Genomic DNA, 18,913 nt, shown 5'->3' on the forward strand with positions numbered 1-18,913 from the left:
AGCTCATATAGAGTGTCGCAGAGCCGATGTCATCGCACCAGCAGCGTGACCGCCAAGGGTACCAGGAAGGAGGTCACCAAAGCGTTCAGGCTCATGGCGATCCCGGAGAAGACGCCGGCGATCTCGTCGACCTGGAACGCTCGCGCGGTCCCGATCCCGTGCGCGGCAAGGCCGGCGGCAAAGCCGCGGGCGCGGAAATCGCTGATCCCAGTGCGGTTCATCAACGGCGTCACGATGATCGCGCCCATGATCCCGGTCAGGATGACTGCAACCGCGGCCAGCGAGGGATCGGCGTGCAGGGATTCGGCGATGCCCATGGCAACGCCGGCCGTGACGGATTTCGGCGCGAGCGACAAAACCACGTCGCGCGGCAGACCGGCGAGCTCGGCCAGCAACACCACGGACACCACGGCCGTGACCGATCCCGCGACCAGCGCCACCAGCATCGGCGCGATCGAGGCGAGGACGCGCTTGCGGTTCTCGTAGAGGGGAACGGCCAGCGCGACCGTCGCGGGCCCCAAGAGGAAATGTACGAACTGCGCGCCGGCGAAATAGGTCGTGTAGGAGGTGCCGGTTAGCAGCAGGAAGGCGCCGACGATCCACATCGCATGCAGCACGGGATTGGCGAGCGGATGGCGCCGCGTCGCCAGCGACACCGCGTCCGTGCCGGCATAGACCAGCAGTGTCACAGTCAACCAAAGCAGCGGCGACTGCGAGAGATAGACCCAGAGCGAGAACGGATTGTCCTTCATCGCGCGTCCTGTTGCCTCAACAGGCGGCTGACGAGGCGGAAGGTGAGTACGGTTGCGAGCAGCGTGACGACCACCGACAGCGCGAGCACCAGAATGATGGCGATGCCGTGGGACGCGAGCAGATCGAGCTTCTGCACGACGCCGACCCCGGCCGGCACGAACAGCAGCGACAGATGCGCCAACAGACCCTTGCTCGCCGTCTCGACACCGTCATCGCGCAGCGGCCCGCGCGCGAGAAGCGCAAAGCGGTCGCGCGCGAGCAGCAGAATGAGGAGCAGCAATAGGCCGAGTACCGGGCCCGGCATCGGCAAGCCGAGGCTGCGCACGATGGCTTCGCCGATCAACTGGCAGAGCAGAATGAGACCAAGACTTGCAAGCATGATTTTGGCATCAAGGGATGCGCCGGCCGCCTTGTCAATCACCGCTATGCAGCGGGCGTGCGCGGTTCGTGCGAAGCGGCAACGCGCGGCAGCATCGCCATCAGCGTCCCGGTCATCGTGGCGATCAACGTGACCTTGCCCTCGTGCTCGGCAAACGCCTTCGCCTCGCAAAAGGTCAGCGTGCGGCCGGGCTTGACCACCTCTGCCTTGAAGACGAAACGCTCGCCCCGTGCCGGCGCGAGCAGCGTGGTCTTGAACTCGACGGTGAGGATATCGGCCTCGCGCGGCATCAAGGTGAAGGCAGCGACACCACAGGCGTTGTCGAGCCCTGCGGTGATGATGCCGGCGTGGACAAAGCCGTTCTGCTGTGTGAGGGCCGGCGAATGCAGCATGGCGAGTTCAGCCTCGCCCGGCGCAAGGCGGACGATCACGATGCCGAGCGTGTGCATCGCCGGCTGGCCGTCGAACATGGCGATGGCAGCCGCGCGATAACCCGGGTTCTTCGGCTCGTATGCGGCCATGGCTCAGGCCTCCGCGGGCTCGGCGAGATGCCTCAAAGCGAGCTCGCGAATGGCATCCGTGAACGGCACAGATTTACGCAGGCTGCGGTCCATGTGCACGCCCGTGATCTCGCACAACGCGGCGATCTCGCCGGTCTCGGCATTGGTCATGTCGTGCCGGAAGCGGATCGATTTGTCGCGGATCTCGAGCAGGTGACTGCGGATCTCGACGATGTCGCCGGCGAGCAGCTCGCGCTTGTAGGTGATGTTCTGCTGCACGGCGGCCATGCCGCGGCCGGAGCCGCGCAGGTAGCTCGGCGTGAGCCCGAGGCGGGCGAACAGATTCCAGTTGGCTTCGTCGAACTTGCCGACGTACCACATGATGTTCATGTGGCCGACGTGATCGCACTGCCACGGATAGACCGTGCCGCGATAGGTCGCCTCCTGCTCCATCGCAATTCTCCCTGGCTCTTTCCCACCTTTGGTTATTGATACGGTAGCGTATCAACCTCCTCCCGCGTTAGCAATACGGCACCGTATCAAGAATCGGCGAGGCTTCCCGCATGAGTGACGGCAAAGGCGATGTCTGGGTCGAGGCAGGGCTCACCGAGCTCGCCCGATCGGGGGTCGAGGGGGTGCGGGTCGAGGTGCTCGCCAAGAACCTCGGCGTCACCAAGGGCGGCTTCTACCGCCGCTTCGCCGACCGTGCCGCGCTGCTCGGTGCCATGTTGGAACGCTGGCGCGAGGGGCGCTCAACGGCGATCGCGCAGCAGACGAGCCTCGATGGCCAAGACCCCCGTGAACGGCTGCGGGCGGTGATCCAACTCTATTCCGAGCGGCTCAATCCGGACGGGATGGCAATCGAGCTTGCGATCCGGCAATGGGCCCGCTCGGACGAGGGCGCCGCGACAGCGGTGGCGAACGTGGACGCGGCGCGGCTGAAGCACGTCGCCGAACTCTATCGCGCGACCGGCCTCGATACCGAGGCAGCCGAAGCGCAGGCCTTCCTGTTCTACTGCTTCATCTTCGGCCAGAGCCTGCTGTTCGTCGAGCGCGGCCCGCGCAAGCGATCGCAGCTCGTGGCGAAGTCGGCCGAGAAGCTACTGGATTAAGCAAGAGGCCGGAGCTTGGCCCCGGCCTCTGTGTCGTCTTGAAGCGTCAGGCGGCGCCCTTCAGCTTCTTGTTGCATTCGCTGTAATAGCCGCCGCCCTTCTCGATCCACTTCATGCCGCCATTGCCGTTGGTGGTCTTGTTGGCGTTGTACTGGTCGACGCAGGTGTGCAGGCGCCCCTTGCCGGGGGTCTCCTTGGCGTATTTCGGATCGACCGCGTTCGGATAGATCGCGGGGCCGGCCGGCAGGGTCGGCGCAGCAGCCGGGGCGGCCTCCTTCTTCGCCTGCTTCGGCTCGGCAGGAACGGCGGGCGCAGCAGGAGCGGCCGCGGTCGGCGCAGCCGCTGGCGTCGCGTCCGCGCCGCACTGGGCCTTGCGGAAGTCGTTCCACTTCGTGGTGCCGAGCGAGCCGTCCTTCTTGGCGGCCTGGTATTTCGCGCTGCACTCCTGCGAGGTCAGCGCCTGCGCCGGCGCACTTGCCACCAGCGCGGCAAAGCCCGACAGCGCAACTGCACACAGCAACTTTGATTGAATGGTCATCCTTGTCTCCTCCTTGATCTTCCCCCGAGGGAAGTGAACCGAGGATTGCTATCCTAGCGTGCTGCCCGCTCGCGACAAGGAAGCGATGGCTGCTGCCGCCAAAATATAGTGACCCTCCACGTTCGAATTATTCATGTCGCGTTCAGCAACGCCAGCCGACTTTCGCGCCCTTCGCAATTCCCGCAAGAAGAGTGCAGCACCATGACCTTCACATCTCGCCTCGCCGTCGTCGCTCTCGCCTCCCTTCTCGCCACCGGCACTGCCTTCGCGCAGACCGCCGCGCCGGCAGCAAAGACCGACACCAAGACCACAACCGCCGCCCCCATGGACAAGAAGGCACCGAAGGAGCACTCGGCCGAGTCGCTCGAATGCTCCAAGCAGGCCGACGCCAAGGGCCTGCACGGCAAGGAGCGCAAGAAATTCCGCTCCGAATGCATCAAGACCGCCAAGGCCGGCATGGCCGCGCCGGCTGCGGACAAGAAGTAAGTCCTTCCCCCCTGCTCGCGGCTTCGGCGAGAGGCGCGCGCATTGCGGCATGACGTGGCCGCAATTGTGCGCCTCTCGCTGATTTGCGATAAGGTGGTGTGAAGCAAATCACCGCCTCCCTGCCGTTCGAATGGCCGAGCCGTGCCAAGATCTTGAGCACGGTGGAAACGCTCGTCATTGGCACCGCCGGAGGCCTCGTGTTTCTGCTCGCGGGCCTTCCGGGGGGATTGATCTCGGGCTCCATGATCGCGGTCGGGGTCGCCGCGATCGCCGGTCGCCAGCTGACGCTGCCGCCGATCCTGACTCAGACCGTGCTGGTGCTGCTCGGCATTTCGTTAGGATCAGTCGTCTCGCGCCACCTGCTTCAACAGGTCAGTGCCTATCCGCTCACCATCGGGCTGCTCGCGCTCGCGACCTTCTGCTCGACCTTCGGCTCCAGCTATTATCTCCAGCGCATCCACGGCTGGGACCGCACCTCGGCCTTCCTCGCCGGCAGCCCCGGCGCGCTGTCGCAGATCACGATCTTGGCGGTCGAGCGCGGCGCCGACCTGCCGGGCATCGCGGTGGTGCAGACCATGCGCGTCATCATCCTCACCGCGGCACTGCCCATGGTGCTGGCGTTCGCCGGCGTCGCACCCTCCGTCGCGCCGTCGCTGACGACGACGATTGCCTCGCCGCTCGACCTGGTCGAACTCGTCGCGGCCTCGCTGGCCGCGGCACTCCTCCTGCGGCTGATCAGGTTTCCGGCGAGCTGGATGTTCGGTGCGATGATCGGCTCAAGCGTGCTGCATGGCGCCGGCTGGGTCGAGGGCGGCCTGCCGGACTGGGTACGCGGCGTGGCGCTGGTCGGCATCGGCGCCCTGATCGGCAGCCGCTTCGCGCGGATGCGGATCAAGACGCTCGCCGGCCACATCAACGCGGCGCTGGGCTCGTTTGCCGTCGCCATCGCCGTCTCCGCGATCTTCGTCGGCATCGTGGCGCTCACCACGCAGGTGAAATTCTCTGATGTCGTGGTCGCCTACGCCCCCGGCGCGATGGACGCCATGCTGGCGCTGGCCCTGACGCTGCACATCGACCCGATCTTCGTCGGCGCACATCACCTCTCGCGTTTCGTCTTCGTGACGATCGCGACGCCGGGCATCGTGCACCTGTTCGGCCGGACGCAGGACGATGTGGATGATTGAGCCTCAGCGCTTCGCCGTCGCAACGAAGCCCCATGCGGCGATCGCAGCCATCAGGAGCGAGATCAGCACGTTGTAGCCGGCAAGCGAGAGGCCGAGGAAGCGCCACTGCACCTCGTCGCAGCGGACCACCTTCACGGTGTCGAGCCGCGACAGCAGATCGGTGGCGCTGCCGAGATTGACGACGGGACCGGAGCAGTCGGTCGGTCCCTTCCAAAAGCCCCATTCGACGCCGGCGTGATAGGAGCCGAGCCCGGCATTGGCGAGGCTCGCCAGCGCAAGGATCGCAAGGCCCGCGAGCAGCAGCGGCCTCGGCGCACCGCCCCGCGCCGCGAGTGCGATGAGCAGGCCGAGGGGGATCGCGAGGTAATAGGCGTAACGCTGCTCCAGGCAGAGCGGACAGGGCACGATCCCGAGCACGAGCTGGAAGAACCAGGCGCCCGCGATCGTGGCGGCCGCAATCAGGGTCACAGCGAGCGAGGCAGTCAGAGCCGGGCTGGTGGCCGCCGATTTGAATGCAGGTATTGCGGCACTCTGGGTCGTCACGGCAGCCTCTTTTCGATGGGTCGCTTTCCAAGGCTGTAACGCCGGCTCATGCGGCTGTCGAGAACGGCCGGGATCACTTTGGCGCGGGTTGACCCCGCTTTGTCCATGGCTATAGTCCGCCGGCTTCGCGACGCCTGCTTAGGGCCGACCGAGGGCCCCTGTGGCGGAACTGGTAGACGCGCTCGACTCAAAATCGAGTTCCGCAAGGAGTGCTGGTTCGATTCCGGCCAGGGGCACCAAGTCTAGAATATAAATTATAACAATGACTTATTCGGCAGCCTCGATTCCGGATTCTCGGAAAAATTTTCGCCGCGAATTTTGATATTCCGAATGAAGAAAACTGACCGCTGAATGTTGCGACTAATTCCCTAGGTGGCTGCTCGCTCCTCACTCAAGCTAGGGCCGGAAACGGGAATTTTGCCGCCCTTGCGTGATCCGCGATGCCGGCAGCCGCTCAAGTGGCACAACTCTGGATTCCACCCATGCAGAGGTACTTGATTTCCAGATAGTCCTCGATGCCGTATCTCGAACCCTCACGGCCGTTGCCGCTCTCCTTGCCGCCGAACGGTGCAACCTCGGTCGAGATCAGGCCTTCGTTGATACCGACGATGCCGTACTCGAGCGCTTCGGCAACGCGCCAGACCCGTCCGATATCGCGGCCGTAGAAATAGGCCGCAAGTGCGAACTCGGTATCGTTCGCAAGCCTGATTGCTTCCTCTTCAGTCTTGAAGCGGAATACAGGCGCGACCGGGCCGAAAGTTTCCTCGCGGAAGACCAACATGTCCGACGTGGCATCCGCCAACACCTGAAGCGCTCAGCGTTAAGTGGGGTCGTTGCCGCTCAGAAACTGTGTCACGACCTCGATCTGTTCGTCAGCGATCAGGGCCGGCGCATGGCCGCAGTCCGCGACGGTGTGAACGCGGACATTGCGATTGCGCCGCATCATGTCCTTGAGGACGCCTTCTGAAAGCAAATCCGATTGCTGCCCGCGTATCACAAGAATGGGGACGTCGATCGCGTCCCAGTATTTCCAGAGATCGACGCTGTAGTGCCAAGGATTTCGAAAGGCATGGGCGATATTCGGATCGCACAGCGGCCTGAAACAGCGTCCCTCCGCGCTCCAGACCACACTATGCGTTGTCAGATGCCGCCAGTGCGCATCCTCCAATCGCCCGAACGGAGCCAGAACCCGCCGGTAGTAGCCTTCGGCCTGTTCGATCGTCTCAAAGAATCTTGGCGCATCGTTGAGATTGGCGCCGAGGCGAAGCAATCCGGTCCAGGGCAGATAAGGCCCAATATCGTTGATGACGATGCGACGGATCGGACTGCCCGGAAGGGCAGCCAGCACCATCCCGATCAAGCCGCCCAGCGACGTTCCAACCCAGTCGATTTCCGTTGCATCAAGCGCTGCCATCAGCACGGTCATGTCGCTGCAATATTGCGGCAACGCATAATCGCTGCTGTCATGCAGCCGCTCGCTTTGTCCGCGGCCCGGCAAGTCCGGGCAGACGACCTGCCGCCCTGCCATTGCGAGAACTGCGGCGAGGTGATCGAAGTCCCGGCCGTTTCTGGTCAACCCATGGACGCAGAGCACCGGCCGCACTGCGGGCGCGGGCCCCCAATCCGTGAATGCGATGCGATGGAAGCTGCGCCGGGTCAGCCCGCGCACCGATCCGGTGCGGTCGGGCGCCCTCTGCCGTCCTTCAGGCCAGTCCGCGGGGCGCAACTCGGTGGATTTCAGCCCCATCGGTCTATTCGACAAACCGGTGGGCGTCGGCCGAGGTTTCGAAGATATGCGGCGCGACGTCGCGGCGGGCCAGCGCGTCGCCGAGCTTCAGGCGCATGAATGCGCTGGTGGTGTAGCGCGAGGCATGATCGTAGCAGGTCCGCTCGACCTCGGCGGCCATTGAAAACCATTTCTCCGCCATGTCGGGAGCGATGTAAGACGAATCGTAATTGACGACTGCGGAAAACCGGCGTCCGACACGATGGAAGAGTTCGAGGATCGACGCCCGGATTACCTCGACGTCGGCATCTCTATGGACCCGATAGCCGTCAAGTCCGAGAAACAGCGTGTTGCGATCGGCATCGTACGACAGCCGCTCCGCCAGCGGCCTGTTGAGCAGCCGGTCGTCGAGCTGCATCAGCGCTTCGCTGAACAGCGAAACATCCATGGATTTCGGCGCGCGGATGATGGGCCGAAAGCCCATGAGCGCGAGAATGTCGCGCTCCATATCGATACCCGGCGCGATCTCGATCAGTTCGAGACCTTCGGGAGTGAGGCGGAACACGCATCGCTCCGTCACATAGAGAACGGGCTGCCTGTTGGTTGCGGCAAGCTGGCCCGAAAACGTGATCTGATCCACCTTGCCGACGAATTTCGAGGACTTGCCTTCGCTGAGGATCTTGAGCTGACCATCCACGACCGACGTCTTGAGCCCAGCGGTGGTAAAGGTGCCTGCGAAGATCAGCCGGCGCGCATTCTGGGATATGTTTATGAAGCCGCCGGCGCCGGCCAGGCGGCCATTGAACAGGCTGACGTTGACGTCGCCGCGGCCATTGACCTGAGCCATGCCGAGACAGGCCAGATCGAGCCCGCCGCCGTCGTAGAAATCGAACATCTGGTTCTGATCGATGATCGATTCTGCATTGATCGAAGCACCGAAATCGAGGCCGCCTTGCGGAATACCGCCGATGATGCCGGGCTCGGCAGTCAGCGTCACAAAGTCGAACAGCTTCTCTTCGGCGGCAACCGACGCAACGCCCTCGGGCATGCCGATGCCGAGATTGACCACGCCGCCCATCGGCAATTCCAGGGCGCAGCGGCGCGCAATGATCTTGCGGTTATCCAGCGCCATCGGAACATTGCGATCGGCCGGCGCGCGCAATTCGCCCGAGAATGCGCCGTTGTAACCAGTGGCATAAGTCTGGACATGGTTTTCGGGCTGCGCAACGACGACGCAGTCGATCAAGACGCTCGGAATCTTGACGTGACGCGGATTGAGCGAGCCGGAGGCGGCGATGCGCTCCACCTGCGCGATGACGAACCCCTTGCAGTTCTTGGCGGCCGTTGCCAGCGCCAGATTGTCGAGGGTCAAGGCCTCTTTTTCCATCGAGATGTTGCCGTTGTGGTCGGCGGTGGTACCTCTGATGATCGCAACGTTGATCGGAAATGCCTTGTAGAAGAGCCATTGTTCGCCATCGATTTCGATCAGCCGCACCAGCTCTTCGGTGGTGCGCGCATTCAGCTTTCCGCCGCCATTGGCCGGATCGACGAAGGTGCCGAGCCCGACCTTGGAGAGAAGCCCGGCCTTGCGCCCCGCAATTTCGCGAAACAGATGCGATACGCATCCGAGCGGCAGATTATAGGCCTCGACGTGATTGTCGACCGCCATCCGTGCGAGCTTCGGAACCAGGCCGAAATGTCCGCCGACCAGGCGTTTGATCAGGCCGGGATGCGCCAGGCGGTTGAGACCGCGATCGGCGCCATCCCCCGGCGCCGCCGCGAACACCAACGAAAGGTCCCGCGGCTCTCCGGTCTGCACGAAGCGCCGCTCCAGCGCCTTGATGATCTCGTCGGGCGTTCCCACGCCGACGAAGCCGGACGAGGCGACGGTGTCACCGGAACGGATGATGGCCACCGCCTCGGCGGCGTCGACGATCTTGTTGCGCATCAGGCTTCACTTCCGGGATTGGCGTCGCGGGCGACCAGCCAGTCGGCAATGCTCTGGCTCAGCTTGCCCTGCGATTTGCTGGAGACGAACAGGCCGACATGGCCGCCGGGCAGCGGAATTTCGGTATAATCCGTGCTGCCGATCTTCGCGCCGAGCGCACGCGAGCAGTCCGGCGGAATGATATGGTCGTCCAGCGCAAAAACATTCAGCACGGGAGCCGTGATCGACTTCAGATCGACCCGACGGCCGGACAGTTCAAAGCTGCCATCGACCAGGCGGTTCTCCTGGTAGAGATCCTTCAGCCACTGCTTTGCCGCTTCGCCAGGATGATGCGGACGGTCCGCAAGCCACTTTTCCATGCGCAGGAAATTCATGAACTTCGCTTCGTCATCGACGACGTCGATGAGATCGACATTGTATTTCGTCAATGAGCGCATCGGCGTCATCATCGAGAATACCGAGCTCATGAACTCGCCCGGCAGCACGCCGTAGGTATCGACCAGCTTGTCGATGTCATCAGGATCGAGGCTGCGGGTCCAGAGGTTGAGGAAGCCGTGGTGCGCGGCCTTGTCCTTGACATCGGCATGGAAGTCGATCGGGGTGATGGTGATGACGAGATTTTTTACCTTCTCCGGATGCAGAGCGGCGTAGCACGTCGTAAAGACGCCGCCTTCGCAGATGCCGAGCAGCGTGATCTTGTCATGGCCGGTTTCCTGCGCGATGCGGTCGACTGCGGCATCGATGTAGTCATCGACGTAATCATCAATTTTCAGCCATCGCTCGGTTCGGCCCGGCTGGCCCCAGTCGATCAGCCAGAGATCGAGCCCTTTTGAGAGCAGGCTGCGCACCAGCGAACGGTCGGGCTGTAAATCGGCCATGGTATACCGCCCGATCAGGCCGTAGGCCAAAAGGACGGGCGTCTTCGCGGTCGCTTCCGCCATCGGCTCGTAATGGAACAGCTCGACCTTGTCGCGGCGCATGACGAGATGCTTCGGCGTCGTGCCGATGGCGACGTCTTCATCCCGCGTATTGGCGATCAGCTGTGCCGCCTTGAACATTTTCTCGGCATTGGCCGCCATGTCGCGGGCGACGCGCAAGGTCTGATCCTCTTGATCGCTCATCGTGCGCCTTCGCTCTTCTGGTCGCGGATCTGGCGGGCGAGCGTACGGACTTCTCGGCGGAGTTCGGTCAATTGCCGCGTCACGTCGTCGAAATCCTTGCGAGTCGGCAGGCCCAACATGGCTGACGCCGCTTCAGCTACGTCATCCTGCCGACTCCGCAATTTGAGCCCCGCCTGGAGTAGCTCTTTCTGAGCTTGCAAAAACCCGTCGGTGCGCTGGTTACGGATCAGTTCCTCGTTGGAGATTTCGCTCCATTTGGCGAACGCCTCGCGCCACTCCGGATGCGGGGAGCCACCGCTAGCCGTTGCGGACATCGTCTCGTAAAACCGCTTCGACGCTTCAGGCCACGGCGCGGCAGCGACCGCATTGTAGCTCGCAAGCCGCTGACGCATCTCGATCCAGGCGCCAAAGGCCAACGCCATTTTCCGGTCGATGTCCCAGAAATCGGCAAGCCGCGGCCCCTGCGCCATTCGCTCGATCGCTGCCGACAATTCGTTGCCGTCGCCAAAACCACCCGGTTTCTCCGACAGACGCGCCAGCATGAACGGTGCCATCGACCCTGACCACGCCTCGACCATGCGGTTCGAGGATTCGGCCATCGTCTGCCAAAGCTTCGCCCATTCCAGGCCGGGATCGGAATCAACGGAAGCCGATTTGTCGTTCTCGCTCATGCTGCTCACTCTTTGTGCCCGTTCAGGCTGCCGCGCGGTTGCCGAACGCCTCGGTGTAGATCGCAAGCGCATCGTCGAAGCTCAATTCCCTGGGATTGTTGACCAGAAGCCGCGTCTGCTTCATCGCGTCCTCGGCGAGCTTCTTCAGGTCGCCCCTCGCGATGCCGACATCGGCCAGCGAGGCCGGCACGTTGCAATCCCGGCAGATCGCCGCGATCGCATCGACGAACAGCCGTGCCCGCTGGCTGACACTCATTCCTTCCGACTTGGGATCGACGATCGGCGCCAGTTCGGCGTATAGCCCTTCGGCCTCCGGCAAATTGAAGCGCAGCACCTGGGTCAGCACCAGGGCATTCGACAGGCCATGCGGCACGTGGAACAGCGCGCCGATCGGATAGGCCAGCGCGTGCACGGCGGCCACCGGGGAATTGGCGAACGCCATGCCGGCCAGCATCGAACCCAGCAGCATTTGCGACCGCGCTTCGAGATTGGATCCGTCCGCACAGACCGTCCGGACATTCGCCGACAGCAGGGCGAGAGCCTGCCGCGCCAACTGGTCCGACATCGGATTCTTCCGGTGCTTGCTGGTATAGGCTTCGATCGCATGGACCATGGCGTCGATGCCGGTCGCCGCGGTGACATGCGCGGGCAGGCCGAGCGTCAGCTCCGGATCAAGGATCGCCCAGTCCGGAAGCAGGCGGGGCGCAACGACGCCCTTTTTCTCGGTCGTCGGCGTGGTGACGATCGCGATCGGGGTCACCTCCGAGCCCGTTCCGGCCGTTGTCGGCACCAGCAGCAGCGGAAGGCGTTCGCCCTTGGCAAGGCCGACGCCGTAGATATCTTCGAGGCGATCAGGCGTCTTGGCCAGATAGGCCACCAGCTTCGCGGTATCGAGCGCGCTGCCGCCGCCAATCGAGGCAACCAGCTCGATGTCCTTGTCACGGCAAAGTGCGACCGCCCGCTCGATGATATGCGACGGCGGATCCGCCTCCACATCTTCGAATATTGTCAGTTCGCAGCCGCCGGCAACCAGGCCAGCCTCGGCGTTTTTCGTCAGGCCGGCATTGCGTACACCCTTGTCGGTCACCAGCAGGACACGTTTTGCCGCGTATCCCGCGACCAACTCCGCCAACTTCTTCGATGCGCCTGCCTCGAACAGGATGTTGGGCGGTGCCTGGAACGTAAAGGCTTTCATCTGACATCACTCCTGATCTGATCGGACGTTACTGCCGCAAGCGCCGCGGCGAGCTGTTCGGTCACGGCGTCAATCGGCTGCAAGCCGTCGACGATGTTGAGCAGTCCCTGCGACCGGTAGTATTCCGTGACCGGCGCGGTTTGCTCGCGATAAACGTCGAGCCGGGTCTTGAAGACCTCCGGATTATCGTCGCGGCGCACCGGCGCGCCTCGGCTTGCCGCCTCGTCGGCGCGCCCCTTGATGCGGTCGAGCAGTGCATCTTCATCGACCTTGAGCTCGAGTACCGCATCGAGCTTAATGTCCCGACTGGCCAGTTCCCGATCGAGCGCTTCGGCCTGGGCGACCGTGCGCGGGAAGCCGTCAAGGATAAAGCCGTTTGCCGCGTCGGAATGATCGATACGGTTGGCGATCACGGACACCACGACATCGTCGGGCACAAGTTCACCGCGATCCATGATGTGCTTGACGCGCAATCCCGCAGCCGTGCCTTCCGCGACCGCCTGGCGCAGCATGTCACCGGTCGACAATTGCGGAATCGCAAATCGAGTCACGATCCTCGTCGCCTGCGTGCCCTTGCCTGCGCCTGGCGGCCCCAACAGAACCAGTCTCATATCCTTGCCCATATCTCGGTTTTAGCTCTTTGCCCGGGCGATTGCCTCGACGATCAGTCGGCGCGCTTCAGCACTGTCACCCCAGCCGACCACCTTGACCCACTTTCCCGGCTCCAGATCCTTGTAGTGCTCAAAGAAGTGCTGGATCTGCTCGATCGCGATCTGCGGCATGTCGGCGATCCCGTTGACGTGGGCGTAGCGCATTGTCAGTTTTGGCATCGGCACGGCGATGATCTTCTCGTCGCCGCCGCCCTCGTCGTCCATCTTGAGTACGCCGATCGGCCGGACATTGATCACGGCACCAGGAGCGATCGGCCGCGAGTTGGCCACGAGCACGTCGATCGGATCCCCATCATCCGAAAGCGTGTGCGGCACGAAGCCATAATTTCCGGGATAGCGCATTGGCGTATACAGGAAGCGATCGACGAACAGCGCGCCCGCAGCCTTGTTCATTTCGTATTTGATCGGTTCACCGCCGATTGGGACCTCGATGATGACATTGACGTCTTCAGGAGGATTGTCGCCGATCGAGATCGCCTCGATATTCATTTCGGCCCCGTCTTTTGGCTATGGCAGTTCTTGATGAGATCATCGACCACGGCGGGATCGGCTAGGGTCGAGGTGTCGCCGAGCGCGCCAACTTCGTTCTCGGCGATCTTGCGCAAAATCCGACGCATGATCTTTCCAGAGCGGGTCTTGGGCAGGCCCGGCGCAAACTGAATGACATCGGGTGCGGCGATTGGTCCGATCTCCTTGCGGACCCAGGCCACCAGCTCCTTGCGCAATTCCCCGGATGGCTCCGCATCGGACATCAAGGTGACGTAAGCGTAGATGCCCTGCCCCTTGATGTCGTGCGGAAAGCCGACGACAGCGGCTTCGGAAACCTTCTGATGTGCCACCAGCGCGCTTTCGACTTCGGCGGTCCCCATGCGGTGGCCGGAGACGTTGATCACGTCGTCGACGCGGCCGGTGATCCAGTAGTAGCCGTCGGCGTCGCGCCGGCAGCCATCGCCTGTGAAATACTTGCCCGGATAGGTCGCAAAATAGGTTTGCATGAAGCGCTCGTGATCGCCGTAGACCGTGCGCATCTGGCCCGGCCAGGAATCGGCAATGACGAGATTGCCTTCGCACGCGCCGGTCAGCACGGCGCCATTTGCGTCTACAACTTCCGGCATCACCCCGAAGAACGGCAGGGTTGCCGAACCTGGCTTCAAAGCGGTCGCGCCGGAAAGCGGCGAGATCAGAATGCCAGCGGTCTTGGTCTGCCACCAGGTATCGACGATCGGACAACGTCCATCGCCGACGACGCGGTGATACCAATCCCAGGCCTCCGGATTGATCGGTTCGCCGACCGAGCCGAGCAACCGCAGCGATGCACGGCTGGTCTGTTTAACCGGCCCTTCGCCCGCACCCATCAACGAACGGATGGCGGTCGGCGCGGTATCCGACTTGTCTACGCCCACTTTGCAGCCCTTCCCGACGCATCATGATGCGATTGTCTTGAGCGAATGATGCACCGTCCGCACTCCGACCGCGTGCAGGCACCATCCTGTTATCAAGCGATACGATCGTCGCTTTGAGGCGAGCGGTCCTACTTATTCAGGTCAACGGTCGACGGCGGGCTCATCGCACTTGCAAGCTCGCGAAACTGCGCGTTCATTTTGTCCATCTGCTCCTTGAGATGGCTTTGGTAAACCGCACTCATTTCCTGCGGGTCCTTGGCATGCAACAGCCGTTGCGCAAGCTCGAAGCCCGAAGCCACATTTTCCTCGGCGAACGCGACTGCCCTTTCGTTCATCTCCTTCGCCGCCGAATAGGTTGAGCGAACGCTGGAATCGGCCTTCTCTCTCAATTTCTGGGATTCCGTTATGTATTTCGACACAGCCTCTTTCGCCTTGTCGAGCGTGGTCTGCGCCATTTCCCGCATCTTCTCGGCCTGCTCGTTGATCTGCTCACTCATTGCACTCTCCATCGCCAGCGCTTGCGACTGCGCCAATTTCAGCTCAGCCAATCAATTGACCCTTGCCGACGGCTCACGCGGTCGGCTCAACAACCTGTTTCAGCTTCTCGCGAAGTTCATCCACGAGCACGCGTGTATTCTCGCTGTAGTCGATCGGCACCACGACGAGGTGCACACCGCCGCCCTTGAACGCGTTTTCAAGTGTCGGAATCAATGAATCCGTACTTTCGACCCGCGAGCCTTTGGCGCCGTAGCTCTCGGCATATTTGACGAAATCCGGATTGCCGAACGTCAGGCCAAAATCGGGGAAGCTATCTACCGCCTGCTTCCAGCGGATCATGCCGTAGGCCGAATCTTCCAGAATCAACACGACGAGGTTGAGCTTGAGGCGGACCGCGGTTTCCATCTCCTGCGAATTCATCATGAAGCCGCCGTCGCCGCAGACCGCGAGCACGCGACGTTCCGGATGCAGCATCGCCGCCATCATGGCGGATGGCAGCCCGGCGCCCATTGTCGCGAGGGCATTGTCCAACAGCAGCGTGTTCGCCACATAGGTGCGGTAGTTGCGGGCGAACCAGATCTTGTACATCCCGTTGTCGAGCGCGACGACGCCGTCTTCGGGGATGACCTTTCGCACATCGTGCACGATGCGTTGCGGCGTCGGGGGCCAGCGCTCCTCGGTCGCGCGATCGCCGATCCGGGCCAAAATGCTTTCGCGCAGGCTCAACAGCGCGCCGGCATGATGCAGCCGCCCCTCAAGGCGATCGGCCAGCAACTCCAGGCTCGGCCCGACATCGCCGACCACTTCGCACTGCGGAAAGTAGACCCGCTCGACGTTGGCCGGCGTGTAGCTGACGTGGATGACTTGAGGACCTTTCGGGCCCATGATGAATGGCGGCTTTTCGATGGTATCGTGGCCAATGGCGATAATCAGATCGGCCCGGTCGACCGCTTCATGAACGTAATCGCGCTCGCTGAGCGCCGCCGTTCCCATGTAGAGATTGCTGCCGCCGGGTACCGTTCCTTTGCCCATTTGTGTGGTGAAGAACGGAATTTTCGTGCGGCGGACGAAGCCGCCGATGCCAGCCGTGCTGCGCGGCCGGGACGCGGCAGCGCCGAGCATGATCAAGGGCCGCTTGGCCTTGAGGATCATGTCGGCGGCGCGGTCCAGCGAGGCGCGATGGGCGACCGGGATCTCGATCGGATGCGGCGCCACCATCGCGACGTCTTCGGCTTCCTCGCCCGCGATGTCCTCGGGCAGTTCCAGAAGAACCGGACCCGGACGCTCTTCCATGGCGATCCGGAAGGCATCGCGAACGATTGTCGGAATGCCGCTTGTGCTGACGATCTGGAGCGACAGCTTGGTCAACGGCTTGAATGCGCTAACGACGTCGACGATCTGGAATTTGGCCTGCCGGCTGCTCATGATGCCCTTCTGACCCGTGAGCATGATCATGGGCATGGCGCCGAGCAACGCGTAGGCGGCGCCAGTCGTCAGGTTCAATGCGCCCGGGCCTAGCGTGGTGATGCACACGCCGGGCTTGCCGGTCAGCCGTCCATAAGTCGCGGCCATGAAGGCCGCGCCCTGCTCGTGGCGCGTCAGGATCAGCTTGATCGACGAGTTGCGCAAGCTTTCCACGACATCGAGATTCTCTTCACCGGGAACGCCGAAAATTCGGTCGACGCCCTCGTTCTCGAGTGCGGCAACCAATAGATCTGACCCCTTCGGCATTAGCGCGTCTCCTTTTTCAATTCACTTCTCAGCAGACACCGTCCCACGCATGGACGAAGCCCGTGGTGTTCGATTCAGATCCGGCCATCGCCTTCGAGATAGCCTCGCGTCCTCGTATCTGGCATCCAGAGCGAGGCAATGAAGGCGACGAAAGCCATCGCCGCGACGTACCAGAAGAATACCGTTTCGTATCCGGACGATTTCAGTGACAACGCAACATATTCGGCGGTTCCGCCGAACATCGCATTTGCAATGGCGTAAGGAAGCCCGACCCCAAGCGCGCGCACCTCGGGCGGAAACAGCTCGGCCTTCACGACGCCGCTGATCGAGGTGTAGAAACATGCAATCATGAGGCCGACCATGATCAGGCCGAAAACGGCATAGACGTTGGTCGTGCCGGACAACATCATCAACAGCGGCACCGCGGCGAGCGTCGCGCATCCGCTGAACAGAAGCATGTTGTTGCGGCGACCAATCCGGTCCGAGAGCGCCCCGAACACCGGTTGCAGCAGCATGAAAGCGATCAGCGCCACGGTCATGATCGAGCTGACCACCTTGGCATCGAGCTTCACGCTGTTGACAAGGAACTTCTGCATGTAGGTCGTGAACGTATAGAAGAAGAGCGACCCGCCGATGGTAAATGCGAGAACGATCAGGAGCGCGCGCTTGTGACGCAAGAGACCGGAGAGAGAACCAGCCTCCTTGCGATGCATGGTCTCGGCCGACGCCGTCTCCTGCAACGAGCGGCGGAGATACAACGCCACAACCGCTGCGACGGCTCCGAACAGGAACGGAACTCGCCAGCCCCATTCCTTCAGCTCGTCGAGGGACAATGTCTGTTGCAGAACCACCACCACGAGGAGCGCGAGAAGTTGCCCGCCGATGAGCGTGACATACTGGAAGGACGAATAGAACCCGCGGTTGCCCTTGCCGGCAATCTCGCTCATATAAGTTGCCGCCGTTCCATACTCGCCGCCGACCGACAGGCCCTGCGCCATGCGCGCAAACAGCAGCAAAGCCGGCGCTGCGGCGCCGATTGTTTGGTACGTGGGTAGCATCCCGATCATCAGCGATCCGGCGCACATCAGGAGCACCGACAGCACCATCGAATTCTTGCGGCCATGCGCGTCGGCGATCCAACCGAACAGCCAGCCACCGAGCGGCCGCATGAAGAACCCTACGGCGAAAATGCCGGCCGTCGCCAGCAACTGGCTGGTCTGGTCGCCCGACGGGAAGAACGCGGCGGCGAAATAGATCGAGGTAAATGCGTAAGCATAAAAGTCGTACCACTCGACAAGATTTCCCGATGAGGCTGCCACGATCGCTTTGATACGCGAGAGCTTTTGCGCCGTGCTATCAGCGGGGATTGCCGCGTGCGATGCAACAATAGCGGTCATTGCTTACCCTCCCAATCGACGGATGATGCTTTGCGTGAAGTCGCCAGTGGACGCCTTGCCGCCCAGATCGGGCGTGCGAACGCCGTCCTTGCGCAGGACCTGATCAATTGCCGCTCTAAGACGGTTTGCAAGATCAGGCTGATCAATGTGCTCCAGCATCAGCCCGACCGCCAGCAGTAAAGCCAGCGGATTGGCGATTCCCTTGCCGGCGATATCCGGCGCCGAGCCGTGCACGGCCTCGAAGATCGCCGCATCCGGTCCAATGTTGGCACCGGGAGCCATCCCGAGACCGCCGACCAGGCCGGCGAGCTGATCGGACAGGATGTCGCCGAACAAATTGGTGGTGACGATGACGTCGAACTGCCAGGGATTCATGACGAGCTGCATCGCCGTGGCATCGACGATGCGATCGTCCATTTTGACCCTGCCCTCGTACTTCTTTGCAACCTCGTGCCCGACCTCGAGAAAGATGCCGGTCAGCGCCTTCAGCACGTTGGCCTTGTGCACGACGGTCACCTTCTTGCGACCGTTCTTGAGCGCGTAGTCGAATGCGAATTCGATGATCTTGCGCGATCCTTCGCGGGTGTTGACCCCGGTCGAAATGGCGACCGCGTGCGGATCGTCCCCGATCGGGATGTAGTGTTCGAAAGCGACATAGAGGCCGCCGAGGTTCTCTCGCACCAGCACGATATCGATGTCGTCGAATCGTCCTCCGGGAACCATGCTTCGAACCGGCCGCAAATTGGCGTAAAGGCCGAATTCTTCGCGCAGACGAACATTGATCGAGCGGAATCCTCCCCCCACCGGCGTCGTCAGCGGGCCCTTCAGGGCGAGCCGCGTGCGTCGGATGCTGTCCAGCGTCGCCTGCGGCAGCGGATCACGGCTTGCCTCGATCGCGGCCAGGCCCCCCTGCTGGATGTCCCATTCGAATGGAGAGCCGAGCGCTTCGAGAATGTCTACGGCCGATTTCACGATTTCGGGGCCGATACCATCGCCTGGAATGAGCGTGGCGGGCCGCTTCGTTTTGGATTGAGCAGACATTTTTATATCCTGGTGG

Annotated in this window: 20 protein-coding genes, 1 tRNA gene and 2 pseudogenes; 4 read left to right on the plus strand and 19 right to left on the minus strand. The window is 62.5% G+C overall.

The genetic code is table 11. From position 1 onward, the window contains the following. Positions 1 to 29: 29 nt before the first annotated feature. The 4 genes from AC0L3A_RS19655 to AC0L3A_RS19670 are packed head-to-tail and all read right to left on the minus strand — an operon-like array spanning position 30 to position 2,085. The gene (locus AC0L3A_RS19655; protein ID WP_354126851.1) at positions 30 to 752 is read right to left on the minus strand and encodes an LrgB family protein; all 723 of its coding nucleotides are present in this window, start codon (positions 750 to 752) and stop codon (positions 30 to 32) included. Next, a complete protein-coding gene (locus tag AC0L3A_RS19660; RefSeq protein WP_007597419.1) occupies positions 749 to 1,132 on the minus strand; it encodes a CidA/LrgA family protein in 384 nt (127 codons plus the stop codon). Before AC0L3A_RS19660 ends, AC0L3A_RS19655 begins: the two co-directional genes overlap by 4 nt. 44 nt (positions 1,133 to 1,176) lie before the next feature. Further along, entirely contained in the window at positions 1,177 to 1,653 is a 477-nt protein-coding gene (locus AC0L3A_RS19665; RefSeq protein WP_007597420.1) for a PaaI family thioesterase, read from the minus strand. Between the two features lie 3 nt (positions 1,654 to 1,656). After that, positions 1,657 to 2,085, minus strand: coding sequence for an acyl-CoA thioesterase (locus tag AC0L3A_RS19670; protein WP_007597421.1), 429 nt, complete (start codon positions 2,083 to 2,085; stop codon positions 1,657 to 1,659). A 110-nt stretch (positions 2,086 to 2,195) separates the two neighbouring features. Here AC0L3A_RS19670 and AC0L3A_RS19675 point away from each other — a divergent pair, with 110 nt between their 5' ends. Then, positions 2,196 to 2,744 (plus strand): TetR/AcrR family transcriptional regulator, encoded by a 549-nt coding sequence (locus tag AC0L3A_RS19675; protein WP_007597422.1) that lies wholly within the window; start codon positions 2,196 to 2,198, stop codon positions 2,742 to 2,744. A gap of 46 nt (positions 2,745 to 2,790) precedes the next feature. Here the strand turns inward: AC0L3A_RS19675 and AC0L3A_RS19680 are convergent, their stop codons facing one another. Beyond that, on the minus strand, positions 2,791 to 3,282 hold the full coding sequence (locus tag AC0L3A_RS19680) for a hypothetical protein (protein ID WP_007597423.1): 492 nt from the start codon (positions 3,280 to 3,282) through the stop codon (positions 2,791 to 2,793). A gap of 201 nt (positions 3,283 to 3,483) precedes the next feature. Between AC0L3A_RS19680 and AC0L3A_RS19685 the strand changes: the two genes are divergently transcribed. Beyond that, positions 3,484 to 3,768, plus strand: a complete 285-nt coding sequence (locus tag AC0L3A_RS19685) for a PsiF family protein (protein WP_007597424.1) — start codon at positions 3,484 to 3,486, stop codon at positions 3,766 to 3,768. Between the two features lie 98 nt (positions 3,769 to 3,866). Beyond that, a complete protein-coding gene (locus AC0L3A_RS19690; RefSeq protein ID WP_007597426.1) occupies positions 3,867 to 4,952 on the plus strand; it encodes an AbrB family transcriptional regulator in 1,086 nt (361 codons plus the stop codon). Positions 4,953 to 4,955: 3 nt separating this feature from the next. Here the strand turns inward: AC0L3A_RS19690 and AC0L3A_RS19695 are convergent, their stop codons facing one another. After that, positions 4,956 to 5,495 carry a disulfide bond formation protein B gene (locus tag AC0L3A_RS19695; protein ID WP_007597428.1) on the minus strand — a complete coding sequence of 180 codons (540 nt, stop codon included), beginning with the start codon at positions 5,493 to 5,495 and terminating at the stop codon, positions 4,956 to 4,958. A gap of 154 nt (positions 5,496 to 5,649) precedes the next feature. On the opposite strand from AC0L3A_RS19695, the gene AC0L3A_RS19700 reads away from it, so the two are divergent. Further along, a tRNA-Leu gene (locus AC0L3A_RS19700) sits at positions 5,650 to 5,734 on the plus strand. A 215-nt stretch (positions 5,735 to 5,949) separates the two neighbouring features. On the opposite strand, the pseudogene AC0L3A_RS19705 reads toward AC0L3A_RS19700, so the two are convergent. From AC0L3A_RS19705 to AC0L3A_RS19765, 13 genes and pseudogenes are all read right to left on the minus strand, one after another. Then, a pseudogene (locus AC0L3A_RS19705) lies at positions 5,950 to 6,300 on the minus strand (aldehyde dehydrogenase family protein); the annotation flags it as partial. 15 nt (positions 6,301 to 6,315) lie between these two features. After that, positions 6,316 to 7,098, minus strand: a complete 783-nt coding sequence (locus AC0L3A_RS19710) for an alpha/beta fold hydrolase (RefSeq protein ID WP_354126852.1) — start codon at positions 7,096 to 7,098, stop codon at positions 6,316 to 6,318. Between the two features lie 148 nt (positions 7,099 to 7,246). Next, positions 7,247 to 9,169, minus strand: a complete 1,923-nt coding sequence (locus tag AC0L3A_RS19715; RefSeq protein WP_354126853.1) for an acyl CoA:acetate/3-ketoacid CoA transferase — start codon at positions 9,167 to 9,169, stop codon at positions 7,247 to 7,249. Beyond that, positions 9,169 to 10,290, minus strand: coding sequence for a class III poly(R)-hydroxyalkanoic acid synthase subunit PhaC (gene phaC, locus AC0L3A_RS19720; RefSeq protein WP_473255032.1), 1,122 nt, complete (start codon positions 10,288 to 10,290; stop codon positions 9,169 to 9,171). The genes AC0L3A_RS19715 and phaC overlap by 1 nt, the downstream gene beginning before the upstream one ends. Next, the gene (locus AC0L3A_RS19725; protein WP_219680562.1) at positions 10,287 to 10,961 is read right to left on the minus strand and encodes a poly(R)-hydroxyalkanoic acid synthase subunit PhaE; all 675 of its coding nucleotides are present in this window, start codon (positions 10,959 to 10,961) and stop codon (positions 10,287 to 10,289) included. Before AC0L3A_RS19725 ends, phaC begins: the two co-directional genes overlap by 4 nt. 22 nt (positions 10,962 to 10,983) lie before the next feature. Continuing rightward, on the minus strand, positions 10,984 to 12,156 hold the full coding sequence (locus tag AC0L3A_RS19730; protein ID WP_354126855.1) for an iron-containing alcohol dehydrogenase: 1,173 nt from the start codon (positions 12,154 to 12,156) through the stop codon (positions 10,984 to 10,986). After that, entirely contained in the window at positions 12,153 to 12,767 is a 615-nt protein-coding gene (locus AC0L3A_RS19735) for an adenylate kinase (protein WP_035995301.1), read from the minus strand. The genes AC0L3A_RS19730 and AC0L3A_RS19735 overlap by 4 nt, the downstream gene beginning before the upstream one ends. Positions 12,768 to 12,788: 21 nt before the next feature. Beyond that, positions 12,789 to 13,316 (minus strand): inorganic diphosphatase, encoded by a 528-nt coding sequence (gene ppa / locus AC0L3A_RS19740; RefSeq protein ID WP_219680565.1) that lies wholly within the window; start codon positions 13,314 to 13,316, stop codon positions 12,789 to 12,791. Then, positions 13,313 to 14,209 (minus strand): annotated as a pseudogene (locus tag AC0L3A_RS19745) (AMP-binding enzyme); the annotation flags it as partial. The pseudogene AC0L3A_RS19745 and the gene ppa, both read right to left, overlap by 4 nt. A gap of 149 nt (positions 14,210 to 14,358) precedes the next feature. Next, the gene (locus AC0L3A_RS19750) at positions 14,359 to 14,727 is read right to left on the minus strand and encodes a phasin family protein (protein ID WP_007597440.1); all 369 of its coding nucleotides are present in this window, start codon (positions 14,725 to 14,727) and stop codon (positions 14,359 to 14,361) included. Positions 14,728 to 14,800: 73 nt separating this feature from the next. After that, positions 14,801 to 16,459, minus strand: a complete 1,659-nt coding sequence (locus AC0L3A_RS19755) for an acetolactate synthase large subunit (protein WP_007597442.1) — start codon at positions 16,457 to 16,459, stop codon at positions 14,801 to 14,803. 74 nt (positions 16,460 to 16,533) lie between these two features. Then, on the minus strand, positions 16,534 to 17,856 hold the full coding sequence (locus AC0L3A_RS19760; protein ID WP_007597444.1) for an MFS family transporter: 1,323 nt from the start codon (positions 17,854 to 17,856) through the stop codon (positions 16,534 to 16,536). Positions 17,857 to 17,859: 3 nt separating this feature from the next. After that, complete coding sequence (locus AC0L3A_RS19765; RefSeq protein WP_007597446.1) at positions 17,860 to 18,897, minus strand: isocitrate/isopropylmalate dehydrogenase family protein; 1,038 nt, start codon at positions 18,895 to 18,897, stop codon at positions 17,860 to 17,862. Positions 18,898 to 18,913 lie beyond the last annotated feature (16 nt).

Source organism: Bradyrhizobium sp. MI1.3 (assembly GCF_055811695.1).

What these genes read in the sequence shown, in the direction of transcription:
- AC0L3A_RS19655 (WP_354126851.1), bottom strand. Translation starts at nt 752, where the DNA reads ATGAAGGACAATCCGTTCTCGCTCTGGGTCTATCTCTCGCAGTCGCCG.
- AC0L3A_RS19660 (WP_007597419.1), bottom strand. Translation starts at nt 1,132, where the DNA reads ATGCTTGCAAGTCTTGGTCTCATTCTGCTCTGCCAGTTGATCGGCGAA.
- AC0L3A_RS19665 (WP_007597420.1), bottom strand. Translation starts at nt 1,653, where the DNA reads ATGGCCGCATACGAGCCGAAGAACCCGGGTTATCGCGCGGCTGCCATC.
- AC0L3A_RS19670 (WP_007597421.1), bottom strand. Translation starts at nt 2,085, where the DNA reads ATGGAGCAGGAGGCGACCTATCGCGGCACGGTCTATCCGTGGCAGTGC.
- AC0L3A_RS19675 (WP_007597422.1), top strand. Translation starts at nt 2,196, where the DNA reads ATGAGTGACGGCAAAGGCGATGTCTGGGTCGAGGCAGGGCTCACCGAG.
- AC0L3A_RS19680 (WP_007597423.1), bottom strand. Translation starts at nt 3,282, where the DNA reads ATGACCATTCAATCAAAGTTGCTGTGTGCAGTTGCGCTGTCGGGCTTT.
- AC0L3A_RS19685 (WP_007597424.1), top strand. Translation starts at nt 3,484, where the DNA reads ATGACCTTCACATCTCGCCTCGCCGTCGTCGCTCTCGCCTCCCTTCTC.
- AC0L3A_RS19715 (WP_354126853.1), bottom strand. Translation starts at nt 9,169, where the DNA reads ATGCGCAACAAGATCGTCGACGCCGCCGAGGCGGTGGCCATCATCCGT.
- phaC (WP_473255032.1), bottom strand. Translation starts at nt 10,290, where the DNA reads ATGAGCGATCAAGAGGATCAGACCTTGCGCGTCGCCCGCGACATGGCG.
- AC0L3A_RS19725 (WP_219680562.1), bottom strand. Translation starts at nt 10,961, where the DNA reads ATGAGCGAGAACGACAAATCGGCTTCCGTTGATTCCGATCCCGGCCTG.
- AC0L3A_RS19730 (WP_354126855.1), bottom strand. Translation starts at nt 12,156, where the DNA reads ATGAAAGCCTTTACGTTCCAGGCACCGCCCAACATCCTGTTCGAGGCA.
- AC0L3A_RS19735 (WP_035995301.1), bottom strand. Translation starts at nt 12,767, where the DNA reads ATGAGACTGGTTCTGTTGGGGCCGCCAGGCGCAGGCAAGGGCACGCAG.
- ppa (WP_219680565.1), bottom strand. Translation starts at nt 13,316, where the DNA reads ATGAATATCGAGGCGATCTCGATCGGCGACAATCCTCCTGAAGACGTC.
- AC0L3A_RS19750 (WP_007597440.1), bottom strand. Translation starts at nt 14,727, where the DNA reads ATGAGTGAGCAGATCAACGAGCAGGCCGAGAAGATGCGGGAAATGGCG.
- AC0L3A_RS19755 (WP_007597442.1), bottom strand. Translation starts at nt 16,459, where the DNA reads ATGCCGAAGGGGTCAGATCTATTGGTTGCCGCACTCGAGAACGAGGGC.
- AC0L3A_RS19760 (WP_007597444.1), bottom strand. Translation starts at nt 17,856, where the DNA reads ATGACCGCTATTGTTGCATCGCACGCGGCAATCCCCGCTGATAGCACG.
- AC0L3A_RS19765 (WP_007597446.1), bottom strand. Translation starts at nt 18,897, where the DNA reads ATGTCTGCTCAATCCAAAACGAAGCGGCCCGCCACGCTCATTCCAGGC.